General features: G+C 62.4%; 25 protein-coding genes. 4 read left to right on the top strand and 21 right to left on the bottom strand.

What is annotated here, in order from left to right:
- Nucleotide 1: 1 nt before the first annotated feature.
- Nucleotides 2-1,171: a 4-hydroxybenzoate 3-monooxygenase gene (pobA, locus tag ICI42_RS04160; protein WP_188163242.1), complete on the bottom strand. Its 1,170-nt coding sequence runs from the start codon at nt 1,169-1,171 to the stop codon at nt 2-4.
- 47 nt (nt 1,172-1,218) lie between these two features.
- On the opposite strand from pobA, the gene ICI42_RS04155 reads away from it, so the two are divergent.
- Complete coding sequence (locus tag ICI42_RS04155; protein ID WP_188163241.1) at nt 1,219-2,118, top strand: helix-turn-helix domain-containing protein; 900 nt, start codon at nt 1,219-1,221, stop codon at nt 2,116-2,118.
- 10 nt (nt 2,119-2,128) lie between these two features.
- Here ICI42_RS04155 and ICI42_RS04150 read toward each other — a convergent pair whose 3' ends face one another.
- Nucleotides 2,129-2,512 (bottom strand): DUF2147 domain-containing protein, encoded by a 384-nt coding sequence (locus ICI42_RS04150; protein ID WP_188163240.1) that lies wholly within the window; start codon nt 2,510-2,512, stop codon nt 2,129-2,131.
- Between the two features lie 184 nt (nt 2,513-2,696).
- On the opposite strand from ICI42_RS04150, the gene ICI42_RS04145 reads away from it, so the two are divergent.
- Nucleotides 2,697-3,101, top strand: coding sequence for a DUF2177 family protein (locus tag ICI42_RS04145; RefSeq protein ID WP_188163239.1), 405 nt, complete (start codon nt 2,697-2,699; stop codon nt 3,099-3,101).
- A 4-nt stretch (nt 3,102-3,105) separates the two neighbouring features.
- Here the strand turns inward: ICI42_RS04145 and ICI42_RS04140 are convergent, their stop codons facing one another.
- From ICI42_RS04140 to ICI42_RS04130, 3 genes are read right to left on the bottom strand one after another with little or no spacing between them, the layout of a single operon-like run.
- The gene (locus ICI42_RS04140) at nt 3,106-3,684 is read right to left on the bottom strand and encodes a hypothetical protein (protein ID WP_330999099.1); all 579 of its coding nucleotides are present in this window, start codon (nt 3,682-3,684) and stop codon (nt 3,106-3,108) included.
- A complete protein-coding gene (locus tag ICI42_RS04135) occupies nt 3,681-4,718 on the bottom strand; it encodes an SAM-dependent methyltransferase (protein ID WP_188163238.1) in 1,038 nt (345 codons plus the stop codon). Before ICI42_RS04135 ends, ICI42_RS04140 begins: the two co-directional genes overlap by 4 nt.
- Entirely contained in the window at nt 4,715-5,542 is an 828-nt protein-coding gene (locus ICI42_RS04130; RefSeq protein WP_407945129.1) for a DUF1295 domain-containing protein, read from the bottom strand. Before ICI42_RS04130 ends, ICI42_RS04135 begins: the two co-directional genes overlap by 4 nt.
- 208 nt (nt 5,543-5,750) lie before the next feature.
- Between ICI42_RS04130 and fdxA the strand changes: the two genes are divergently transcribed.
- Both fdxA and ICI42_RS04120 read left to right on the top strand, forming a co-directional pair.
- Nucleotides 5,751-6,074, top strand: coding sequence for a ferredoxin (gene fdxA / locus ICI42_RS04125; RefSeq protein ID WP_188163237.1), 324 nt, complete (start codon nt 5,751-5,753; stop codon nt 6,072-6,074).
- A 23-nt stretch (nt 6,075-6,097) separates the two neighbouring features.
- The gene (locus ICI42_RS04120; protein ID WP_188163236.1) at nt 6,098-6,997 is read left to right on the top strand and encodes a dihydrodipicolinate synthase family protein; all 900 of its coding nucleotides are present in this window, start codon (nt 6,098-6,100) and stop codon (nt 6,995-6,997) included.
- On the opposite strand, the gene ICI42_RS04115 is transcribed toward ICI42_RS04120, so the two are convergent.
- The 16 genes from ICI42_RS04115 to ICI42_RS04040 all read right to left on the bottom strand — a co-directional run bounded on the left by ICI42_RS04115 (nt 6,982) and on the right by ICI42_RS04040 (nt 21,783).
- On the bottom strand, nt 6,982-8,382 hold the full coding sequence (locus tag ICI42_RS04115; RefSeq protein WP_188163235.1) for an amidohydrolase family protein: 1,401 nt from the start codon (nt 8,380-8,382) through the stop codon (nt 6,982-6,984). The two genes, ICI42_RS04120 and ICI42_RS04115, sit on opposite strands and share 16 nt — an antisense overlap.
- The gene (locus ICI42_RS04110) at nt 8,363-9,286 is read right to left on the bottom strand and encodes a LysR family transcriptional regulator (protein WP_188163234.1); all 924 of its coding nucleotides are present in this window, start codon (nt 9,284-9,286) and stop codon (nt 8,363-8,365) included. Before ICI42_RS04110 ends, ICI42_RS04115 begins: the two co-directional genes overlap by 20 nt.
- 36 nt (nt 9,287-9,322) lie before the next feature.
- Nucleotides 9,323-10,096 carry an enoyl-CoA hydratase-related protein gene (locus ICI42_RS04105; protein WP_188163233.1) on the bottom strand — a complete coding sequence of 258 codons (774 nt, stop codon included), beginning with the start codon at nt 10,094-10,096 and terminating at the stop codon, nt 9,323-9,325.
- Complete coding sequence (locus ICI42_RS04100; protein ID WP_188163232.1) at nt 10,093-11,250, bottom strand: CaiB/BaiF CoA transferase family protein; 1,158 nt, start codon at nt 11,248-11,250, stop codon at nt 10,093-10,095. Before ICI42_RS04100 ends, ICI42_RS04105 begins: the two co-directional genes overlap by 4 nt.
- The gene (locus ICI42_RS04095) at nt 11,247-12,605 is read right to left on the bottom strand and encodes an FAD-dependent oxidoreductase (protein WP_188163231.1); all 1,359 of its coding nucleotides are present in this window, start codon (nt 12,603-12,605) and stop codon (nt 11,247-11,249) included. Before ICI42_RS04095 ends, ICI42_RS04100 begins: the two co-directional genes overlap by 4 nt.
- Before the next feature lie 80 nt (nt 12,606-12,685).
- Nucleotides 12,686-13,522 (bottom strand): ABC transporter permease, encoded by an 837-nt coding sequence (locus tag ICI42_RS04090; RefSeq protein ID WP_188163230.1) that lies wholly within the window; start codon nt 13,520-13,522, stop codon nt 12,686-12,688.
- Entirely contained in the window at nt 13,522-14,334 is an 813-nt protein-coding gene (locus tag ICI42_RS04085) for an ABC transporter ATP-binding protein (RefSeq protein WP_188163712.1), read from the bottom strand. Before ICI42_RS04085 ends, ICI42_RS04090 begins: the two co-directional genes overlap by 1 nt.
- A 5-nt stretch (nt 14,335-14,339) precedes the next feature.
- Entirely contained in the window at nt 14,340-15,377 is a 1,038-nt protein-coding gene (locus ICI42_RS04080) for an ABC transporter substrate-binding protein (RefSeq protein WP_188163229.1), read from the bottom strand.
- Between the two features lie 260 nt (nt 15,378-15,637).
- A complete protein-coding gene (gene tolB / locus ICI42_RS04075; RefSeq protein WP_188163228.1) occupies nt 15,638-16,945 on the bottom strand; it encodes a Tol-Pal system beta propeller repeat protein TolB in 1,308 nt (435 codons plus the stop codon).
- A 33-nt stretch (nt 16,946-16,978) separates the two neighbouring features.
- On the bottom strand, nt 16,979-18,145 hold the full coding sequence (locus ICI42_RS04070) for a TonB family protein (protein ID WP_188163227.1): 1,167 nt from the start codon (nt 18,143-18,145) through the stop codon (nt 16,979-16,981).
- A 7-nt stretch (nt 18,146-18,152) separates the two neighbouring features.
- On the bottom strand, nt 18,153-18,605 hold the full coding sequence (tolR, locus tag ICI42_RS04065) for a protein TolR (protein WP_188163226.1): 453 nt from the start codon (nt 18,603-18,605) through the stop codon (nt 18,153-18,155).
- A 23-nt stretch (nt 18,606-18,628) separates the two neighbouring features.
- Complete coding sequence (gene tolQ, locus ICI42_RS04060; protein ID WP_188163225.1) at nt 18,629-19,339, bottom strand: protein TolQ; 711 nt, start codon at nt 19,337-19,339, stop codon at nt 18,629-18,631.
- A 275-nt stretch (nt 19,340-19,614) separates the two neighbouring features.
- Nucleotides 19,615-20,070, bottom strand: a complete 456-nt coding sequence (ybgC, locus tag ICI42_RS04055; RefSeq protein ID WP_188163224.1) for a tol-pal system-associated acyl-CoA thioesterase — start codon at nt 20,068-20,070, stop codon at nt 19,615-19,617.
- 2 nt (nt 20,071-20,072) lie between these two features.
- Nucleotides 20,073-21,113, bottom strand: coding sequence for a Holliday junction branch migration DNA helicase RuvB (gene ruvB / locus ICI42_RS04050; protein ID WP_188163223.1), 1,041 nt, complete (start codon nt 21,111-21,113; stop codon nt 20,073-20,075).
- The gene (locus ICI42_RS04045) at nt 21,113-21,508 is read right to left on the bottom strand and encodes a PIN domain-containing protein (RefSeq protein WP_188163222.1); all 396 of its coding nucleotides are present in this window, start codon (nt 21,506-21,508) and stop codon (nt 21,113-21,115) included. Before ICI42_RS04045 ends, ruvB begins: the two co-directional genes overlap by 1 nt.
- A complete protein-coding gene (locus tag ICI42_RS04040; protein WP_188163221.1) occupies nt 21,505-21,783 on the bottom strand; it encodes an AbrB/MazE/SpoVT family DNA-binding domain-containing protein in 279 nt (92 codons plus the stop codon). The genes ICI42_RS04045 and ICI42_RS04040 overlap by 4 nt, the downstream gene beginning before the upstream one ends.
- Between the last annotated feature and the right edge of the window lie 24 nt (nt 21,784-21,807).

Here is a 21,807-nt window from a genome sequence, read left to right as displayed (position 1 = left end):
CTCAATACGGCAGGCCGGTGTAGTTTTCGGCCATGACAGCTTGCGCGGCAGCCGAGCACTCCAGAAAGGCGAGCTCGGTGTCCTGCATGCGCCGCTCATAGGCATTGTGCTCGGTAAAGCGATGCATCAGCGTGGTCATCCACCAGGAAAAACGCATCGCTTTCCACACCCGCGACAAGGCCTGCTCGGAATAGCCGTCGAGCGCTGAACCGTCGCCGCTGCTGTAGAACAGCTTCAGCGCCTCGGCCAGATAATGCACGTCCGAAACGGCAAGGTTGAGGCCTTTCGCGCCCGTCGGCGGCACGATATGGGCGGCATCGCCGCACAGGAACAGCTTTCCCCATCGCATCGGCTCCGACACGAAGGAGCGCAGCGGCGCAATCGACTTTTCGATGGATGGGCCGGTGACGAGGCGTTCGGCTACCTCCTCGGGCAAGCGGCGCTTGAGTTCCTGCCAGAAGGCGTCGTCCGACCAATCTTCCACATGATCGGTCAGCGGCACCTGGATGTAATAGCGCGACAGGTTCGGGTTTCGCATCGAGGCCAGCGCGAACCCCCTCTCATGGCTGGCATAGATCAGCTCGTCCGCCAAGGGCGGCGTATGGGAGAGCACACCCAACCAACCGAACGGATAAACCTTTTCGAACTCGCGGCGCACCTCCTTCGGAATAGAGGGGCGGCTGACGCCATGGAACCCGTCGCAGCCAGCGACGAAGTCGCAGTCCAGCCGAAACGGTTTCCCGTCATGCGTCCATGTCACGAACGGCGCTTCGCCATCCAGCTCATGCAGAGCCACCTCCTCGGCATCGTGAATGATGGTCGCGCCCATTGCGTCCTGCGCCGCGTAGAGGTCACGCGTCATTTCGGTCTGGCCGTAGACCATCACCTGGCGCCCGCAGGCATCACGGAAGTCGACCCGGAACATCCGGCCATCATGGGCGAGATAGCAGCCGTCATGCGGCATGCCTTCGTGGTCCATGCGTTCGCCGACGCCGGCAGTTCTGAGCAACTCCACCGTGCCCCATTCCAGCACGCCGGCGCGAATGCGCGACAGCACGTAATCTCGTGATTTTCGCTCTAGGACAACCGTCGATATGCCGACGCGGTTGAGAAGCTGGGACAAGAGCAGGCCAGCCGGCCCGCCGCCCACGATGGCAATCTGTGTCCGCATTGTCGATCCTCCGTAGCGAAAGAATATCGCAGCAGAGAAATCCATGAATGGACAAAGCCGTGTTGTTCCGGCACTTTTCGGACATGGCGTCGGAAATCTCACCTATCCCGTCCTATCAGCTATACGGCGAAAAGCGCGGCTTTCCCGATGTGCTGCACATCGAGCGCATCGTTGACCGGGCGGCAGGGCTGGACTGGAAGATCGGCCCGCACCGGCATCTTCACCTGCATCAGATTTTTCTGCTGCTGTCGGGCGAGATCACGCTATCGATCGACGGCGAAAGCCAGGCCGTCATGACGCCCGCTCTGCTCAACATCCCGCGCGGCTGCGTTCACGGCTTTCGTTTCTCGGCCGGTACCGAAGGCTATGTGCTGACGCTGCCCATAGAAGAATTTAGCGACCTCTTTAGCGAGGACAGTGAAACAGCCGTGCCGGCCAGCCGCTTTTTCGTGGCTGTGCCCGGGAAATGGGCCGAGACGCTTTTCATGGATATTTCGCAGGAGCATGGCGCATCGCGGCCTTTTCGCAAGACGCGGTTGCGGGCTTTGGCGACGTTGGCCATGTGCCGTGCTTTTTCAGCCGCTGATCTTGCAGGCGACCAGGCAGCACCGCATCTCGGCCGCCGCGACCCACGCCTCGGGCGTTTCGAGGCGCTGATCGAAAAGCACCACAGGCAGCACTGGACGGTTTCGGACTATGCGCGTGAGCTGGGAATGTCGCCGCGCCATCTCAGCCGGCTCTGCACCGCTCTCACCGGGCTGTCGGCATTGGCGCTTATCGAAGGCTATCGCACCCGCGAGGCCTGCCGGATGCTGGTCTATACCCGGATGTCGGTCTCAAGCGTGGCGTTTTCGCTCGGCTTCGACGACGCGTCCTATTTCAGCCGCAGCTTCCAACGCAACACTGGGCTGTCGCCCAGCGCCTACCGCGCCAGGTTCGAGGCTTAGCCGCAAACGGCTACTCGCTCGACTTGGTCCAGCTAACCGTCTTGCACACCAAGCCGCCGATGACGCAGCCTTTTGTCGACAGGCTCGCGCCCGAGACGCTGATATGGATCTTGTAGCTCATGTTGCGCTTGGCATCGAACGCCGTGCCGCTCAGCATGTCTCCCGATGGCTTGACGTCCATCACCAGTCTGTCGCCGACGGCTTCGCCGCCGCTGGTGTCCTTGATCCAGAGATTGGTGGCGCAGAGATCGTCGCCGCAGGGTGCTATCCGCACCTTGGCGTTGCCGTCGCCGCGCAGCCAGATGCCGTCGACATCGGGCTCGGCGTGGGCGACGGACGCCGTGGCGACCAAGATGCCGAAGGCGAGTGCAATTCCAGACTTGAAAGCTTTCATGGCGGCCTCTCCGGGTGGGTCTATCGCAAAGTCACGGAAGCGGGGCTTGGCGAGTTTCACTCCGCCTCAAGAAATGAACATCCCGGCCTGGCAGTTCCTCCATGAGCCTCGTGAAAACCACCGGGCGCGAAACCATTTGCCTCTGGCATTCGTATAGGGAGGACAACAGCAGGAGCGGATGAGAATGAAAACCTTGGGTATCGCCTATGTTGCGACCGGACTGGTGTTTCTGGCGATAGACGCCATATGGCTTTCGACCATGGCGAGCAGACTCTACCGCCCGCTTCTCGGTGACATGCTGACCGATAGCTTCAACGTTGCGCCGGCGGTCTTTTTCTATCTCATCTATATCGGCGGAATTCTGTTTTTTGCCTTGTATCCCGCGCTGGGTGCCGGCCGCTGGCAGACGGCTGCCTTGAACGGGGCCGTGCTCGGCTTTGTCGCCTACGCAACCTACGATCTCACCAACCAGGCAACGCTGCGGAACTGGCCGACGATCATCACCGTGGCCGATCTGGCGTGGGGTACATTCCTGACCGCGGCCTCGGCGACCGGCGGCTTCCTCATCACCCGCAAGCTTTTGGGATAAAAGCCTACTTCGGATCGCCGCCGCGTTCGGCGATCAGGTTGGATGCCAGGATGCCGACCAGCGCGGTGAGCATGCCGACACTGGTCGCGTTCAGCCTGATAAAAGAAGCGTATTCCTCGGCGGTGAAGCGGTGGAACGGCTCCCCGTAGCCGCCATGCATCACCATGTAGACGGCGAGCGATAATCCAGCGAGTGCGAAGCTGTGCAGCCTCTCCTTGGGCCGGAAGACTACGAAAGCGATCAGCACGATCGGCAGCAGGAACAGTTCCACGCCGGAGGCGTCGCCGAACGCCTTTGCGCTCAGCATCGTGTTGCCGATGCCTGCGACAGGCAGCAGCGCCCGACCGGCCATAGCGTCCATACGAGACACCATCGGCACCGCCAGGAAGAACGGCGTCGACAGGAACGTCCAATAGGCCGCTTCGAAGTTCGGGCTGACGAACCAGTAGAGATAGAGCGGATAAAACGGTTGGTTGAAAACGACGACCAGCGCGATCATGTTTGCCGTTCGCACCAGCGGATCGGGATGGTGGAAGTAACGGCTGACGGGTCCCCTGAGACGGCTCAGCAAGATGGTACTCACGAACCGCTGACCGGCAGCAGACGATAATGGCTGACCGCCCATTCCTCGCCACCGGCATGGCCGAACAGGCCCGCCGTCGCCAGGAAGAACAGCCGCCAGCGCCGCCGCCACAAGGCGGCATCCGCGCCATAGACGTCGCACAGGATGCGATCGGTGGCGTCACGGTTGGCATCCATGTTCTTCAGCCAATCCTCGGCGGTGCGCTGGTAATGCGTGCCGTTCCAACGCCATTCCTTCTCAACCGAAAAAAGATCGGTGAACTGATGCGCCAGCCCGTGGCTGGGCATGATGCCGCCGGTGAAGAAATGCTGCGCGATCCAGTCGGACTTGTCGCTATGGTCGAAGCGATAGCAGCGGCTGCGGTGGGTGAAGACATGCAGGAACAGCCGCCCATCCGCCTTCAACCAACCCCGCGCGCGTTCCAGCAAGGCACGCCAGTTGGCCATGTGCTCGAACATCTCGACCGAAACGATACGGTCGAAGGAACCCGTTGCCTCAAACTCGTTCATGTCAGCGGTAATGACCGTGACATTGCCAAAGCCGCGTTCGCGCGCCTGCTGCTCGATATACAGCCGCTGCGGCGCCGAGTTGGACACGGCGACGATCCGCGCATTCGGGTACTGCTCGGCCATGTAAAGCGTCAGCGAGCCCCAGCCGCAGCCCAGTTCCAGAATGGACTGGCCGTCCGCGAGATCGGCATGCGTCACCGTGTCCTGCAAGGCGGCCACTTCGGCTTCGGCCAGAGTCTCATTGCCATTGCGATACAGGCAGCATGAATATTTTCGCCGAGGCCCCAGCACTAGCCCGAAGAATTCGGGCGGCAGTTCGTAATGCTGCTCGTTGGCGGCGTCGGTGTGTTCGGCGATGGGATAGCGCGCCATATCCCGCGCAAACGCGAAATCCGCATCGCCACCGGTCTCGCCGACCAGTCGCTGACGCGTCCGTCCCACAAGAAACTGGATGCCCTGACGCAGCACCGGATCGGGCAACGCGCTGCGTTCGACAAGATTGATGGCGGAGGCGATCAGGCTCATGGTGTCTTCTTTTGCGATTGGCGGTTGGCGGGAGGACCGGGCCAGAACGCGTTGACCCGCTCCTGATAGGCCCTGAATTTGTCGCCTCTCGAGCGCAGCATATGCTCTTCGAGCGGCGGGATGCCGGAGGCATAGACGAGCAGCCAGTACATGAAGGCCGGACCGGCCAAGGCCACCCAGCCCCAGGGATAGCCGCCGGTGAACTCGACGGCGATCACCGCATAGGCGACCCAGCCGAGCCATTGGAAGAAGTAGTTGGGATGTCGCGAAATGGCCCACAGTCCGACATCGCAGACCTCGCTTTTGTTGGCAGGATTCGAGCGAAACTGCTTGAGCTGACGGTCCGCCAGCCCTTCTCCGACAACAGCAACCAGCAGCAACGCGACGCCGAACAAATCGCTCAGCCCGAGTTCCGAGCCGGGATTGTGCGCGGCGGCGGCAATCGACAGCGTCAGCAGAAACGCCGCCGCGGCCTGTATCTGCAGAAACCAGAACAGCCGGCGCGGCGCGGCATCGCCCCATTCCTTCCGCAAATGCGCATAACGCGGATCGTCGCCCCCGCCCAAGGTGCGCATCAGGATGTGACCGCCCAGCCGCAGCGCCCACAACACGGCCATAGCGGCGACGAGCCATTGTCGCGCAGCCAGATCGGAAGCACCACCCAGAGGCATAAGGGCTGCGGCGAAACCTGCCCCACCCAGGGCAAAAGACCAGATCACATCGATCCAGCCCGACCGCCCCGACTTGATCGCAATCGCCCAGGCAACCGCCATCACGCCCGACAGACACGCCGCGATGAGGGCGAACGAGATCCATGCATCCAAAAGTCAATCTCCCGCAATTCAGCGGTTTCTACTGGCGCAGATACGCGTGCGGTCCGGCATCGGTTTCAAGCATGAGCGAATTTCGAAACAGATGCGGACGTTATTCCAATAGTGTTGCCTTTTCGGCAATCATCGCAGCGAACATCGGCGCTTCTGCGCAACGCCACCGTTTGGCATAGTTACAGGGACGGCAACGCTGGAGCGCGGCATGGCCTATGTGGTGACGGAACCTTGTATCGATGTGAAGGACGGCGATTGCACAGATGTGTGCCCCGTCGACTGCATCTATGAAGGCGGCCGCACATTCTACATCCACCCGGAAGAATGCGTGAACTGCGGCCTGTGCCTGTCGGTCTGTCCGGTCGACGCAATCATCTGGGACGAAGAGGCGACACCGCAGCAGGCACCGTATATTGCGATCAACCGTGAGTTCTTCGAGGTCAGCGGCATCGGATCGCCCGGCGGCTGGGACAAGCGGCTGTCCACCGCTGCCGACCATCCTGCGGTGGCCCAATTTGAAAAGTCCGCATGAACGCGGCTGCATCTGGAGGAACCATGCCCACCAAACTGTCCGGCGTCATAGCCGCTGTCCCCACGCCCTTCGACGCTCAGCGCAAGATCGATCTCGCAGCCTTTGTCGAACATTGCAGCTGGTGTCTCGCCAATGGCTGCGACGGCTTGAACGTGCTGGGCACGACCGGTGAGGCAAACTCGCTTTCGGTGGCGCAGCGCAAGTCGGTCATGGCGGAAGCGGCAAGCAAGCTGGATAAGAGCCGCCTGATGGTCGGCACCGGGACGCCAGATCTCGACACAACAGCGGAGCTGACGCGCTATGCGCACCAGCTGGGTTTTGCCGCGGCCCTCGTGCTACCGCCCTATTACTACAAGCCGGTTTCCGACGACGGCCTGTTCGCCTGGTTCTCGGCGCTGGCGGAGATCACGGCCGACAGCCCGATCGGCATCTATCTCTACAATTTCCCGCAGCTTACCGGGATCGAGTTCAGCCCGGCGCTGGCCGAACGGCTCTTGCGCGCGTTCCCCAACCGTATCAAGGGCGCCAAGGACAGTTCGGGCAATCTCGACTATGCTGCCAAGCTGGCTCGGATCGACGGCTTCGACGTGTTTCCGAGCAGCGAAGGCGCCTTGGCCAAGGCGAAAGTGGACAACTATGCCGGCTGCATTTCGGCGACCGTCAACATCGACCCGGCATCGTCGGCGGAGCTGTTGAAACAGCAGGACGACGCTGCCTTGCACAAAGAGGTACTCGGCCTGCGCCAGTCGATCTCAGCCAATCCTTTGATCCCGGCGATCAAGTATCTGGTTGCGAAACGTACAGGCAATCCGGTCTGGCTCAACGTCGCGCCGCCGCAATTGCCGATCTCGGACAAGTCGCATGTCATAGCGCTCGACGGGATTGCCGAGAACCTCGACGAACGGCTTCACCAGCCGGCATAATAGGCGCGGGTGGCCTCGGCCAGGGCGCGGCTTCGTCCGCGTTCCTGTTGCAGGCGTGGCATGTCGGCCCGCGCCTGATCCATCAATTCGTGGTGGGCGGCTTCGAAATCAACGCCGACCAGTTTACCATCCGCCACGATCTCGCGCCCCTCGACATACAGCGCACGCACATGGCCCGCCGTCATGCGCGCAAGCAGAACCTCTGCTTCGTCGACATCGCCGAACAGGCTGTCTTCAGTCAAAGCGTCATAGTCGATGACGACCTGATCGCGGCCTTCGGGTGCGCCGACGATATGGGCCGCCGTCGAGGTGGCGGCCGTGAACAGGGCCTCGGCCGTAAAGCCCCGCGTCAGGTCACGTCCGCCATGGAGCAGATAGGCGACCCGCATCTCGCGCCACAGATCCTGGTCGTCGTCCATGCCGGTCCCATCGAGCCCGATGCCGAATTTCAGGCCATGAGCCACAGCCTGCCCCAACGGGGCGATGCCCGAACGCAGACGCAGATTGGCCGAAGGGTTGGAGGCGAGCTGCACGTCGCGTTCGGCAAGCAGCTCGTACTCGTCCGGCCTGAGCTGCACGCCATGTGCCACCGCCAGCCGTGGCGACAGAAAGCCGATCTCGTCGAGATAGGTCACTATGCCTTGCGGAAAGCGTCGGTCCAGCCATTGCCGCTGCCTTGGGCTTTCGAGCAGGTGCATATGAATGCGCCGGTCATTCAACGCCGATGCCTCGGCGATGCGCTGAAGCAGCGCATTCGAGCACCATTGCGGGCCGATCGGGCCATATTGCACGGTGACAGTGGGGTTGGTGTTCGCCGCCGCCACCGCATCCACCGCTGCGATCTGCACCTCGACAGGAGCATAGCGCGGGATGGTCTGCGACAGGTCAGCCCAATCCGACTCGGAAAAATGCGGCCTGAGCCGTTCCGGCCCTCCGTCATAGGCCCAGGCGTCGAAATCGAGCATCGGGCAGGACAGGCCGAGCCTTATGCCGACATCGCCCGCCGCGCGGATCACCGCAAGCGCCTCGTCCACCATGCGGTCGACATTGAGCGAGTTGTGGCAGTGGATCGTGCCGGCAATGCCGCCCTTTGCCATCCGGCCGAACGCGACCAGCGTCTCCAGATAGGGATTGGTGCGCGGCCTCAGCCGCAGGCTCGGGATCCACGCTTCGAGCGCATCGTCGACCCCGCCGAAATCCAGCGTGCGGACGCCATAGCCGTGGTCATGCGCATTGAACGGCGCTGCCATCACCAGGTCGCCGGATACGGGCGCCGAAGCACCTTGTGGCAACAGAGGCCGCAAATCTGTGACCCGTTCGGTTTTCGAACGGCCCGGCTGGTTCAACAGCCTGCCCGGCACCGCTTCATTTTCGGACGATGTCATCGATTTCCCGGCTGAATTTGTCGAGCTCCTGACTGAGGAACTCGATCACGGATTCCGTGGCATGGGTCAGTTGCCGGTCGCGCGGCGCGACGATGCCGACCTGCATGTTCTGCAGGTTCGAGCCGGCAATCGGCACCGCCACCATGTCGCCGGCGCGCAATTCATCGACCAGCCCCAACGGCGTGAAGAACGCGACGCCCAGCCCCGACAGGATCAGCGGCTTCAGCATCATCTGGTTGTTGGTGGCGACGAGCGTTCGGCCGATGCGGTCGAGCGAGGCGAGCTCGAAGGCGATCATCGAGCTCATCACCTCATTGTCGAGTTGCAGCAGCAGCTTGAACTGCGCGCATTCCTGCAGCGTGACCGACTTGAGCTTTGCGATGGGGTGGTTGCGCGCCACGATCACCATCAGCGGCATGGCCACGCCATAGACCAGCTTGATGTCCTGTGGCCGGGCGAGATCGAAGGTGATGCCGATGTCGACATCGCCTTCCGCCACGAAGCGGAAGATGTTGTTGTAGTTGTCGGTGCGTATGCGGAAATCGACGGCCGGGTGTTTCTTGTGAAACGCCATGACCTGCGTCGGCATGAAATGGATTGCCAGGCTGTCGAGGCAGGCGATGTGCACGCGGCCTGTCTTCTTGCCGCGCAAATCGCCGAGGTCGCTTTTCATCACCTCATATTGCTGCAGCGTTTCCCGCGCATGACGCAGCACGATCTGGCCCGTAGTCGTCAGCCTGAGACCGTCGGAAAAGCGGTCGAACAGCGGCGTGCCGAGCTCGTCCTCGAGTTTCTTGATCTGCCGGCTGACGGCGGAGGTTGCGACATGCAGATCCTCCGACGCCTTGCGGATCGAGCCCGACCGGGCCACGGCGACAAAGTATTTGAGAATGCTGGCGTGCATCTGCGGTCCCCGGATAGCTCTCCGGCTATATCACGCTCACCGGCCGCGCCAAACAGGCGCCCGTTTCTCCTGAAATGCAGCCACCCCCTCCAGCGCATCCTCGCTGGTCAACGCCCTCACCAGGGCCGGCGTCCGCAGCGATTGCGCTTCAGCAGGACTGAGATGACCGGTGCGGTTGACGGTCTGCTTGATCGCCCTGAGCGACAGCGGCGCGCAGGCGACGATATCGGCCGCCCAGCGGTCGACCGCGGCATCGAGGTCAGTCGCATCCACCACCTCGTTGACAATACCGAAGCCGAACATGTCGTCCGCGGTGAACTGGCGGCCGGTCAGCATGACGGCCATAGCGCGGTTGAAAGGGATTTTGCGCTGTAAAAGCACCATCCCGCCATCCAGCGGCATACGGCCGACGCGCCCCTCCGGCAGGCCGAATTTGGCAGTGCGCGCCGCCACCACGATGTCACAGCCCAGCACCATTTCGAAGCCCCCGCCCAGCGCATAGCCGTTGACGCGCGCGATCACCGGCACGTCCAGGCTGCGTCGGAAGGACAATCCGCCAAAACCATTCGGCCGGCTCTCCGCCCAATAATCGAGCCCGGACTTCTCGACGCCCTTGAGGTCGGCCCCGGCACAGAAGGCCTTTTCGCCCGCGCCCGTCAGCACCACGCAGCTGATGTCGTCGCGGTTTTCGATCTCGCTCCAGATTCCGTCAAGCTGGCGCTCGGCTTCGCCATTGACGGCGTTCAGCCGCTCCGGCCGGTTGAGCGTGACGCGGGCAACCCGTCCTTCGACCGAGAATTCGACGCTCATGCCGCGTTGCCCCTGACGAGCCGGGTCTCGGCGAGGATTTCCTCATTGTGCTGGCCAAGCGTCGGCGGCGCCAGGCGAACCGAAACCGGTGCAGCCGACATGTCGATGGGCGAACCGATGAGCCTGACCGGGCCGGCAGCCGTTTCCCCGGCTTCGAGGATCATCTTGTTGATGAAGGTCTGCTCGTCCTGCAATGCTTCCGGCAGCGACCGGACCGGCGCGCAAAGGATGTCGACCTCTTCGAGCCGCTTCAGCCAGTGCGCCGTCGTGTTCTTGGCGAAGTTCTCGCGGAACACGGCCTGAAGGTCGGGCCGGTTCAGCATCTGCTGGTCGAAATCCTTGTATTCGGGCTTGGCCGACAGATCCTCGATCTCCAACGCGTTGCAGATATCCTGCAGCGGGTTCTGCTTGAATGCGCCGACCATGACAAGCGCACCGTCGGTGGTGTCGAAAACGCCGGTCAGCGGGAAGGCACCCCAGTTCAAATCCTTGCCGCGCATCATGTGCGCGGCGCCTTCCTGCATCTGCATCGCCAGCATGGAGCTGTAGAGGCTGACGGCGACCTGCTGGCCCTCGCCCGTCTTGTTCCGGTGCAGCAGCGCCAGGAGGATGCCCTGCACCAGATGCATGCCGGCGGAATAGTCGGCCAGCGGCGTGGCATAGATCGAGGTCGGATGCAAACTGTCCGACTTGCGTCGCATGACGCCGGTCAGTGCCTGGGCCAGGATATCCTGTCCGCCCTTGTGCTGGTAAGGCCCTTCGAGGCCGAAGCCGGTGCCCACGGCGAAAATGATGCCCCGGTTGATCTTCTTCAGATCTTCATAACCGAAGCCCATCCGCTCCATGACGCCGGGGCGGAAGTTGTTGACCACGACGTCGGCTGTTTCGAGGAGCGCCAGGACGGCCTGCCGCGCATCCTTCTGCTTGAGATCGAGCGCCAGGCTCTTCTTGTTGCGGTTGAGCGAGCAGAAGACCGGGTTGTTGAGGCCGTCGGGATCGGAGCCGAGCGACCAGCGCGACAGGTCGCCGATGCCGTTCTTCTCGATCTTGATGACCTCGGCGCCATAGTCCGCCAGCATCTGGGTGCAGCACGGCCCGAGCATGACTTGGGTGAAATCGACGACGCGAATGCCGTCCAGGGGTAGAACGCTCATTCCGCGGCCTCCAGGTAAGTGGCGTTTTCAGACGGGGTGTCGCCGGGATCGGCTCCTTGGGCCCGCATCTGCTGTTGAATCTTGGCTACATTGGCATGCCGCGCGACGACGCCGGCATTGAGCGCGACGGTGGCGGCAACGCCCGCCGCCTCGCCCATCGCCATGCAAGGCGGGATTTCGCGGCTCGACTTCTGCGCCTGCGGCGTCGCGGAATAGTGCCGGCCGGCAACGATGAGCTGGTCGATCTCGCGCGGCAGCATGGCGCGGTAAGGCGTGTAGTAATCGCGGCCGCGGCACACGGTATCCGCAAAATGCCTGCGGTTCATCACGTCGTCCTTGGTCACGACATAGGAACCCTCGAGCAGGCGGGTCTGCCGCACACCGGTCTGCGGCGCGAAATCGACAATATAGGCCTTCTCGAAGCCGGGAAAGTTGGTCCGCGCGAACTCCAGCAGGTTCTGGATACGGTTGCGGCCTTCCACTTCGGCGTGGGTCAGGTCCTCGACCTTCAGCCCGTTCAGCTTGGGGATATGCGGACAGTTGAGCCAGACGATGCCGGGAAGCGGCGTCTTCAGCCACCAGAACGACCAGCAGCCGCCGATCAGGCGCTTGGCCTCGTGGTCGAGCCGCTTGAAGCGCTCGGGCTCCTCGAACTCGAAGCGTTCGGCAGCTTCGGTGTCGACGCCGCCCCAGCGCGATACGTTTGTCAGGATGAACGAGCCTTCGGTGTGCTGTGCGCCCGCGCTTGCCGCGACGTCCAGATCGCCTGTCGTATCGATCACCACATCGCCCATGATGGCCTCGCGGCCCGACTTGGTCTGGCAGATCACACCCTTGATGGTGTTGCCTTCCATGATCGAGGACGAGAACCAGCTATGCGTGCGCAGTTTCACGCCGGATTCGCGGATCACATCATAGGCCGCGCGCTTGAAGCCATCCGGATCGAAGGCCGCTGAATAGCAGATCGGATGCGGCATCGACTGGGTGTGGAAGTCGAACAGGCCCCAGCGCGCCCAGCGCCGCCAGGCTTCGGGCGTGTCGCGCATGTCGAGTTCGCGGTCGCGGTCGGTCGGGGTGACGCAGAGGTCCCATTTCTTCATCCGCTCGATCATCTCCATGCAGATGCCCTGCACGGTGATTTCGAGCTTGTTGGTCATGTCGTCGAGCACCAAGACCATGCCACCGGCGGCGAGGCCTCCGACATAAGGATAGCGTTCGAGCAGCGTCACACTCGCGCCGTTTCGCGCCGCCGAGACCGCCGCCGAGATGCCGGCCGGGCCGCCGCCAACGACGACGACATCGGAGCGGTCGACGATGCGGACATCTCCGCCGGGTTCTCTGATGGTTGCAGTCATGTCCAATTCCTCCTGTTTGAGGCCGCAAAAGGCCGGGCTGTCAGCGATGACAGCGCGCAAAACCTCGCGAAAACTTCGGTTTAGTGTTGAGCGTCAGGCTTCCAGCGGACCACCTTGGATTCGATGAAGGAGACGACGAAGAACAGCGCCACGGCCAGTCCGGCGGCAATGACCACGGTGGCATAGAGCAGCGGCGAGCGGAAATTGTAGGTCGCCTCGATGATCAATGCGCCGAGCCCGTAGCTCGAACCGATCCACTCGGCCACGATCGCCCCCATCACGCTGCTCGTCGCCGCGATCTTCAAGGCTGCGAACAGGAAGGGGAGCGATGCCGGCAAGCGCACTTTCCAGAACACTTCGGAATTGCTCGCTGAAAGCACCCGCATCAGGTCGAGCATTGCCGGGCTCGCCGCCTTCAGCCCCTGAACCATGTTGACCAGCGTCGGGAAGAAGCAGATCAGGCCGGCGATAATGATCTTGGGCGCGATGCCGTTGCCGAAGATCAGCACCAGGATCGGCGCAAGTGCTATGATCGGGATCGATTTGATAATCACGGCGATGGGATAGAACGCCTTCTCGGCGGTCGAGCTGTAGACGAACCAGACAGCCAGGAGAATGGCGATGAGGTTGCCGAAGATGAACCCCAGGAAGGCTTCCAGAAGCGTCGGCAGCAGATTGGCCCAGAGGATCGCGCCATTCTCGCCAAAGGCATAGAACACCTCCACGGGGCTCGGCGCCATGAAGGTCGGCACCGCGAAGAACCAGACCACGAACTGCCACAGCGCGACGCAGCCGGCGACGGCGAAGATTGCCGGATAATGGTTGGCGAAGAAGCCTAGGACGGCGTCCGTCACGCCGCTGCGTTTGGCGTCGGAAACCGAAACGCCCTGCTTGGAGCCTTGCACGACATCGGACATCAGCATTCCTCCAGCAAAGCGCGCAGCTTGGCGGTGATGCGGATGAACTCGACCGTATCGCGCATCGCAAGCTTGCGGGGATAGGGCAGCTCGACCTTCATGAATTCCTTCACCCGGCCGGGATGCGATTCCAGCATCAGCACGTACTGGCCCAGGAACACCGCCTCCGGAATGGAGTGGGTGACGAACAGGATGGTCGTGCCGGTTTCCTGCCACAGCCGCAGCAGTTCCTCGTTGAGCTTGTCGCGGGTGATCTCGTCCAGCGCCCCGAAAGGCTCATCCATCAACAGGATGCGCGGCCGGGTGATAAGCGCGCGAGCAATCGCCACACGCTGGCGCATGCCGCCCGAAAGCTCGTGCGGCAGGGCTTTTTCGCGGCCTTTCAGCCCCACCAGCGCCAGCATTTCCTCCGGATCGGCCGTTGGCTGGGAAGAACTGTGCTTGCCGACTTCCAGCGGCAGGCTGACATTGTCGATGGCGCTGCGCCAGGGCAGCAGCGTTGCTTCCTGGAACACGAAGGCGAAGTCGCGGCCCTCGCGCGCTTTTTTGGGCGGCTGTCCCAGCACCGAAATGGAGCCGTCCGAGACATGGACGAGATCGGCCACCGCGCGCAGCAGTGTGGACTTGCCGCAACCCGACGGCCCCAGCATGGTGACCAGCGCACCTTCCGGAACCTCGACCGAGACATCGGAAAGGGCGGTGAATTCCGAACCCTTGCTGCCGAAGCGGATGTGCAGGTTCTTGACCGACACTGCCGAACCCGCTGCCTCAGTGTGCCGCACGGGTTGCATCATCTGGGCGGCCCCAAGCATCTCGCTCACCCGACCTGCTTGCGGATGTCGGTGGTGGCATCGAGAAGAGCCAGGCTCATCACATCGTCCACCGTCGGCACCGTGCCCTTGAACTGGCCGAGATCGGCATAGGTCTTGATCTGGGCTTCCCAGTTTTCCTTGCTCATCGCACCCCAACCATTGGCGACGGTCGTCTCGTTGAAGGCGAAGGTCATCAGAGGACCGATGGCTTCCAGCTCGCTTGCCTTGTCGAGGTTCGGATAGGCCTTGACCAGGATGTCGACAGCCTCGGCCGGATTGTCGCGCGCATAACCCCAGCCCTTGGCGGTGGCGGCGATGAAGCCGGTCAGGTCCTTGGTGTTGTTCGCAAGCTGGTCGTCCGTGGTGTAATAGACATTGGCATAAAGCTGAATGCCGGTGTCCCAGAGCAGCATGTCGATGCGGTCGTCGCCCAGAACCTTGAGCGCGTTGACATTGGTCAGCCAGCCCACCACGGCATCGGCCTGGCCGGTCACCAGCTGGTTCATGTCGGCGCCCATATTGACCACCGTGACCTGATCTTCCGCGATGCCGTTCTTGGCCAGGAGCGCGCGCAGCAGGATGGCGCCTGTGGGCTGAATCGCGACCGTCTTGCCGACCATGTCGGCAGGCTTTTCGATCGGCTTGGATTTCTTGGAGAAGTAAGCGTAGGGATGCTTCTGGTAACCGGCGGCAATCGCCTTGATTGGAACGCCGGCCGAACGCGCCAGCATCACCGAGGGGCTTGACGAAATCTGGCCGACATTGGACTGGCCGGAGGCGACGCCTGCAACGCCGTCGACATTCGGTCCGCCGGGCACGATTTCAAGCTCGATGCCCTGTTCGGCATAGAAGCCCTTTTCGATGGCGACCACTTCGCCCAGCAGGCCGTTGGAGGCCAGCCAGCCGAGCTGCATACGGATTTTGGCCAGACCTTGCGCATTCGCGCCGGACACGGTGAGCATGGTCTGGCTTGCTGCTGCCAGCCCGCCCAACAGGGCGGCATTGGTCAGGAAGCCACGGCGGTTCATGGTAAAGTTCGACATTGTATTCCCCTTTGTCGGTGGCTGAATCGATGCGGCTTCTTATCTGCCTGGGGGAGCCGTTCATCGGACTGAGTAAGATGATGATCCGCTTTCGCGTTCGATAAAAGAACAATTTTTCGGAAATTGAATTGCCGAAACGGCAACGCACCGAAAAGCGTTGCCACACCAGTCCGTCGGGCCGACAGCGGCAAGCAACACCAGTTCCAAAGAAAAGGGCGCCGATGCGGCGCCCTTTGAAGAGTTCGAATTCCCGCCCGCAGCTATTCCAGCAAGGGCGACCATGCCGGATCGGATGCATAGCCCTGAGCCGGAATGGCCTGCTCGTTGCGGCCCGTCAGGTCGATCGAATACAGCTTGGGTCCGCCACCGCCGGCGGCCTCGCGGAAGAACATCAGCACGCGGCCATTGGGCGCCCAGGTTGGGCCTTCCTGCTGGAAACCAGACGACAGGATACGCTCCCCCGAACCGTCCGTGCGCATCACGCCGATCTGGAACTCGCCGCCGCTCTGCTTGGTGAAGGCGATGAGATCGCCGCGCGGCGACCAAACCGGCGTCGAGTAGGAGCCGCCCCCGAAGGAGATGCGGTTCTGGCCGGAACCGTCCGCGCCCATCACATAGATCTGCGGCTGGCCGCCACGGTCGGAGGTGAACACCACCTTGGAACCGTCGGGCGAATAGGACGGCGAGGTGTCGATGGCGCTGGAATTGGTCAGGCGCGTGGTGTTGCGGCTGCGCAGGTCCATCGCATAGATGTTGGAATTGCCGTCGTCGCGCAGCAGGCTCATGATCACCCGCTGTCCATCGGGCGAGAAGCGCGGTGCGAAGGTCATGCCGGGGAAATTGCCGACGAGTTCGCGCTGGCCGGTCTCAAGCTGCAGCAGGTAGACCCTGGGCTCGCCGCTCTCATAGGACATGTAGGTGATTTCCTGCCGGCTCGGCGAAAAGCGCGGCGTCATCACGATGGAGCGGCCATCCGACAGATAGCGCACATTGGCGCCGTCCTGGTCCATGATGGCGAGGCGCTTCTTGCGCTGGTTCTTCGGTCCGCTCTCGTCGACATAGACGACGCGGGTGTCGAAATAGCCCTTTTCGCCGGTCAGCCGCTCATAGATCGCGTCGGCGATGATATGCGCCACGCGGCGGTAATTGGCCTTGGTGGCGAAGAACTGCTCGCCGATCAACTGCTGGCCGGCGAACGTGTCCCACAAGCGGAACTCGGCGCGCACGCGCCCGTCCGCTTCCTGGCTGACCCGCCCCGTCACCAGCGCCTGCGCATTGATGACCTTCCAGTCTTCGAAACGCGGGGCAGCATCGGGGTTGGAAATCTTTTCGATGAAGGCGCCCTTGTCAATCGGCGTGAACAGGCCGGAACGCTTGAGGTCGGCGGATACGATCTGCGATATCTCGGCACCCATCTTATCGCCCGAGAGGAAGTCGGTGATCGCAATCGGCAGCGGCTCAACATTACCCCTGTTGACGTCGATGACGATGTCGGCCCGTGCCGCGCCCGCGGCGAAGCCGCCGGCCAGCACCAGCCCGAGCATCAGGGCTTTCAAAACTGCTTTCATAGGTGGAACCTTGCCTCTGTGAATCGTCATGGCTCAGAACATTTCGGCTGGATCGAAATTGATGACGAACTGATCCCATTCGCCATTTGCCGGGGGCAGCTTCAGCCCCTGATTGTCGCATTTCTGAACGGCGCGGATAGCGCTTTCGTCGAACGGCCTATTGCCGCTGGACGTCTCGACCGTCGGCCTGCCGTCGATCTTGCCTGCTTGCGTTACCTTGAAACGGATCGACACTTTGAGATTGTCGGTTTCGGCACCGCCCACCGGGATGGTCCAGCAGTCGCTCAATTGCGAGGAAAGGGCTGCCTTGTCGCTCTGCGACAGGGTCTGGCCGGTGGTCTTCTTCGCGCCCAGCGCGGCCTGCTCGGTCGAGCGCTTGGCCCCGCCGCCGGACGGCTTGGCCTTGTTGAGCAGGGCGGTGATCTCATCGGTGCTGAATTGCTTTTCGTCCGACTTAGGACGCACCGCCGTCTGCTCGCTCGACTGCGACGTCGACGGCTTCGTCTCGCTGGCCTTGGCGGCAGTCTGCTGCGCAGGCGCCGGATCCGGCCGCGCCGCGGGGGCCGGCGCGGAGTTCGGCAGTTGCACGGCCTCGGTCGGCGCAGGCTCCTGGGCAATGGTCTCGGCCACAGGATCGGGCGTGGTTTCCTGTTTTGGCTCCGGCTTGGCTTCCTGAGCGGGAGCGGGCGTCGGCTCAGGCTTGGGCTCCGGCTGTTTGACGGGCTCAGGCCTTGGGGCCGGTTCAGGCACGGGTTCCGGCTTCGGCGCGGGCTGTTCCACCGGCTCCGGTTTGGGCTCAGGCTTTGGTTCGGGTTGCTTTGCCGGCTCGGGCTTGGCCTCGTCGGCCACTCTGTCCTGCGGCTTGGGCTCGGGTGCCGGAGGCGGTGCGGCGGAAGGCTCGACCGGGCGCGGACTGGCTTCCGGCGTGATCGGGGCGTCGGTATCGGCGCTGTTGTTGCCGACCTTCTGGGCATCGGCGACGACGTCGGGGCGCTGGGTCGGCACAGGAGCCGGCTTCTCAGCCTTCTCCGCCTTGCGTTCGCCCAGAACGGATTGCGGCACCTCCGACAACGGCACCAACTCGACCGGGAACGACTCGATATTCTCCACCTGCATCGCGCTTGGCGCGGACATCGTTACCAGCCCGACGGCCAGCAGCGAGGCGTGCAAGACGACAGATGTGGTGAGCCCGGCCTTCATCGCGGTATCAGCTACCCTGTTCCTGAAGCGTGACGAGACCGATATTGCGATAGCCCGCCGCGGAAATCCGCGCCATGACACGCATCACGGTGCCATAGTCGGCAGCCTTGTCGCCGCGCACATAGATGCGTTCATCATAGCCGGTCTTGGCGATGGCCTGCAGCCTGGGCACTACTTCCTCGATCGGAATTTCGGTCTCCTGCAAATGAATCTGGCCGGCCTGGTTCACCGAGACGGTGATCGGCTGGGTCTCCGAATTCATCGCATTGGCCTGGGTTTCAGGCAGGTCAATGGGCACGCCCACCGTCAACAAAGGTGCCGCCACCATGAAGATGATGAGCAGCACCAACATCACGTCCACGAAGGGCGTGACGTTGATTTCCGACATCAGGCCGAGCTTGCGCCCGCGGCGTCCGCCGCGGCGTCGCCCGCCTCCGCCCGTGCTTACCGACATGCCCATGGTTCAATCCAACCCCTGAAGTTTCAGGCCCGTTGCGGGACCTTTTCATCGATTTGCCGCGAGAGTATGGCGGAGAACTCGTCGGCGAAGCCTTCCATCCGCGATGCCAGCTTGGATGCGTCGGTCGACAGCTTGTTATAGGCGATGACGGCGGGAATGGCCGCCAGCAGGCCGATGGCGGTGGCCAGCAGCGCCTCTGCGATACCAGGCGCCACCACCGCGAGATTGGTCGACTTCGATCCGGCAATGGCCTGGAACGAGGTCATGATGCCGACGACCGTGCCGAACAGACCGATGAAGGGTGCGGCCGAGCCGATGGTGGCGAGAAAGCCAAGACGGCTTTCCATGCGCTCCATCTCGCGGCTCAACGCCAGATCCATCGCCTTGTCGATGCGGGTTTGCAGGGCCAGCGCCGACTTCGCGCCCTTTTCGAACGATTTCTTCCATTCGCGCATGGCGGCGATGAAGATCGAGGCCATGCCGGTGGTCTTGCGGTCGGACAGGGTGCGGTAGAGTTCCTCGAGCGACTGTCCCGACCAGAATACCTGCTCGAAACGGTTGAGCGCCGAGCGCATCCGGCCATAGGAAATGAGCTTGTCGACGATAATCGCCCAGGTCCAGATCGACGCCACGAGCAGGCCGATCATGACCAGCTTGACGACCCAGCCGGCCTGCCAGAAGAGCGCCCAGATCGACAACTGGGCGGCCGGCTCGACAAGTGTAAGGTTTTCCATATCCAAACTGTCCCTAACATCTTCGGACCCGGCTCACCGTCCCGTCCATGCATACCGTCAATTCAAGGAGGCCATTTCGCGCAGACCTTCGGAAAAGTCCCGAAAATACGCGTTTGCCGCCTTGTCCAAGCCAAATTTGGTGAAAGGAAGGCCGCAGCCATTCCTTACCATTTTCATCGATTCCTTCATGATCCGTTATGGTTAAGGATCGGTTAGGATCGACGCTTCAGGGAATGGCGCTTTGTCGCAGGGATAGGTGCGCGTCGGTGTGCCGATCAGCTGGCAGAAGGCATGAAAGCGGCAATCCACTCCTTGGGGAACCGCCGTGGCCGGCCGCTTTCACCGATGATGGCGGCCTCGACCCGCGCCTCGATCAAAAGATCGTCGCCACGCCGGATCTGCTGGCCCATGACGATGCGGGCGCCGGAAATATCGATGGTGCGCGTGTCCACGGTCAGGATATCGTCGATGCGGGCCGGACTGCGAAAGTCGATTTCCATCCGCCTGACGATCCAGACGATCTTTTCGCCATGCTTGCCATCGGCCAGTTCGGTGTGATGCACGCCCGCCAGCCGCAGGAAATCCGACCGGCCACGCTCCAGGAATTCGAGATAGCGCGCATGATAGACGACACCGGAAAAATCGGTGTCGGCGTAATACACCCGCGCCATCAGGCGATGTCCGAACGGCGTCAGCGCGCCGGACAGGCCGGCTTCCAAGGAAGCGTCCATTATCACTCCTCTTCCTGGAACAGGTTGATCTGCTGCTGGGCGATCTCGTTCGGTGCATCGAGCCCGAGATGCCGCCAGGCGTTGGCCGTCAGCACTCTGCCGCGCGGCGTGCGCTGGATGAAGCCCTGCTGGATCAGATAGGGCTCGATGATGTCCTCGATGGCGTCGCGCGGCTCGGAAAGACCTGCGGCGATCGTCTCGATGCCGACGGGGCCGCCGCCGAAATTCATCGCGATCATCGACAGATAGCGCCGGTCGAGCTGGTCGAGGCCGAGCGCATCGACCTCGAGCCGCTGTAGTGCCTCGTCGGCCGCCTTGCGGTCGACGATCGGCGCATTGGCAACCGACGCGAAATCGCGCACCCGGCGCAACAGTCGCCCGGCGATTCGCGGCGTGCCGCGCGAGCGGCGGGCGATTTCCAGCGCACCGTCGTCCGACATAGGCAGGCTCATGATGCGTGCGCCGCGGCGCACGATCAGTTCGAGCTCTTCCACGGTGTAGAAATTGAGCCGGACCGGGATGCCGAACCGATCGCGCAACGGGTTGGTCAGAAGGCCGAGCCGCGTGGTCGCGGCGACCAACGTGAATTTCGCCAGGTCGATCTTGACGGAGCGTGCCGCCGGCCCCTCGCCGATGATCAAATCGAGCTGGTAATCCTCCATCGCAGGATACAGGATCTCCTCCACCGCCGGGCTGAGCCTGTGGATTTCGTCGATGAACAGGACGTCGCGCTCTTCGAGATTGGTCAGGAGTGCTGCGAGGTCTCCTGCCTTCGCGATCACCGGGCCGGAAGTGGAGCGGAAATTGACGCCGAGTTCGCGCGCCATGATCTGCGCGAGCGTCGTCTTGCCGAGACCGGGCGGGCCAACGAACAGCACATGGTCGAGCGCTTCGCCCCGCCCCTTCGCCGCCTCGATGAAGATCCGCAGATTGGCCCGCGCCGCAGCCTGGCCGACGAAATCGTCCAGCATCTGCGGCCGCAGCGACGAATCGATGTCCTCGCCGCGCTTTTCCGGGGTGATGAGGCGGGGAGAAAGGCTCACTAAAGAAGTTCCATGGAAGAAGGCGATCGCGCAGAGCGCTTGTCGAACGTCATGACCGTATCGCATTTCGCCGCTTCACACGACCAGGCCATAAGGGCGTCAGGCAGGTCGGATGCGGTGACATCTTCCCTTTCCAGCAAACCGCGCAACTTTTCGCCATGCTCGAAACGGAACTCTGCGCTTTGCGTCATCTTGCGAATTGTGGCGAGGATGCTGTCACCATCGTAATGAAGCCGCCTTTTCAACAACCACAGGAGTTCCACAAGCGAAACGGCGCTGACAAAAGCCGGGCTTCGAGCCGCTCGCCGCGCAAAGAAAGCGCGAGATTTCGCACACTGCTCAGGATCGTCGTGCACCAGCAACGGGAGGAGAATGTTAGTGTCGACCCCGATCACGTCTCGCGCTCCCTTGCTTCGAACTCGGCCCATTCCTCAGCGACCGCATCCGCGATTGCATCGTCGAATTCCTCGATCGCCAAGCTCTTCCCCGAAGGCGGCCTTCCAAGAATACCGGCAAGGTCTATGGCCCTGATTTTTCGAGGACGGACATAGGTTCGCCCTCCCTCCTCAAGAAACTCGACGGTATCGCCAGCTTTGAGATCGTGTCTCAGGCGAACTTCCTTAGGGATGGTAATCTGACCTTTTGAGGTGATCGTCGCTAAAACGCTCATTTCTTACACCTGATTTTCCCTACC

The organism is Oryzicola mucosus, from assembly GCF_014534685.1.
Classification (GTDB): Bacteria; Pseudomonadota; Alphaproteobacteria; order Rhizobiales; family Rhizobiaceae; genus Oryzicola; species Oryzicola mucosus.
Note: the sequence above shows the minus strand (reverse complement) of the source record. Positions and strands in the feature narration are given on the sequence as shown.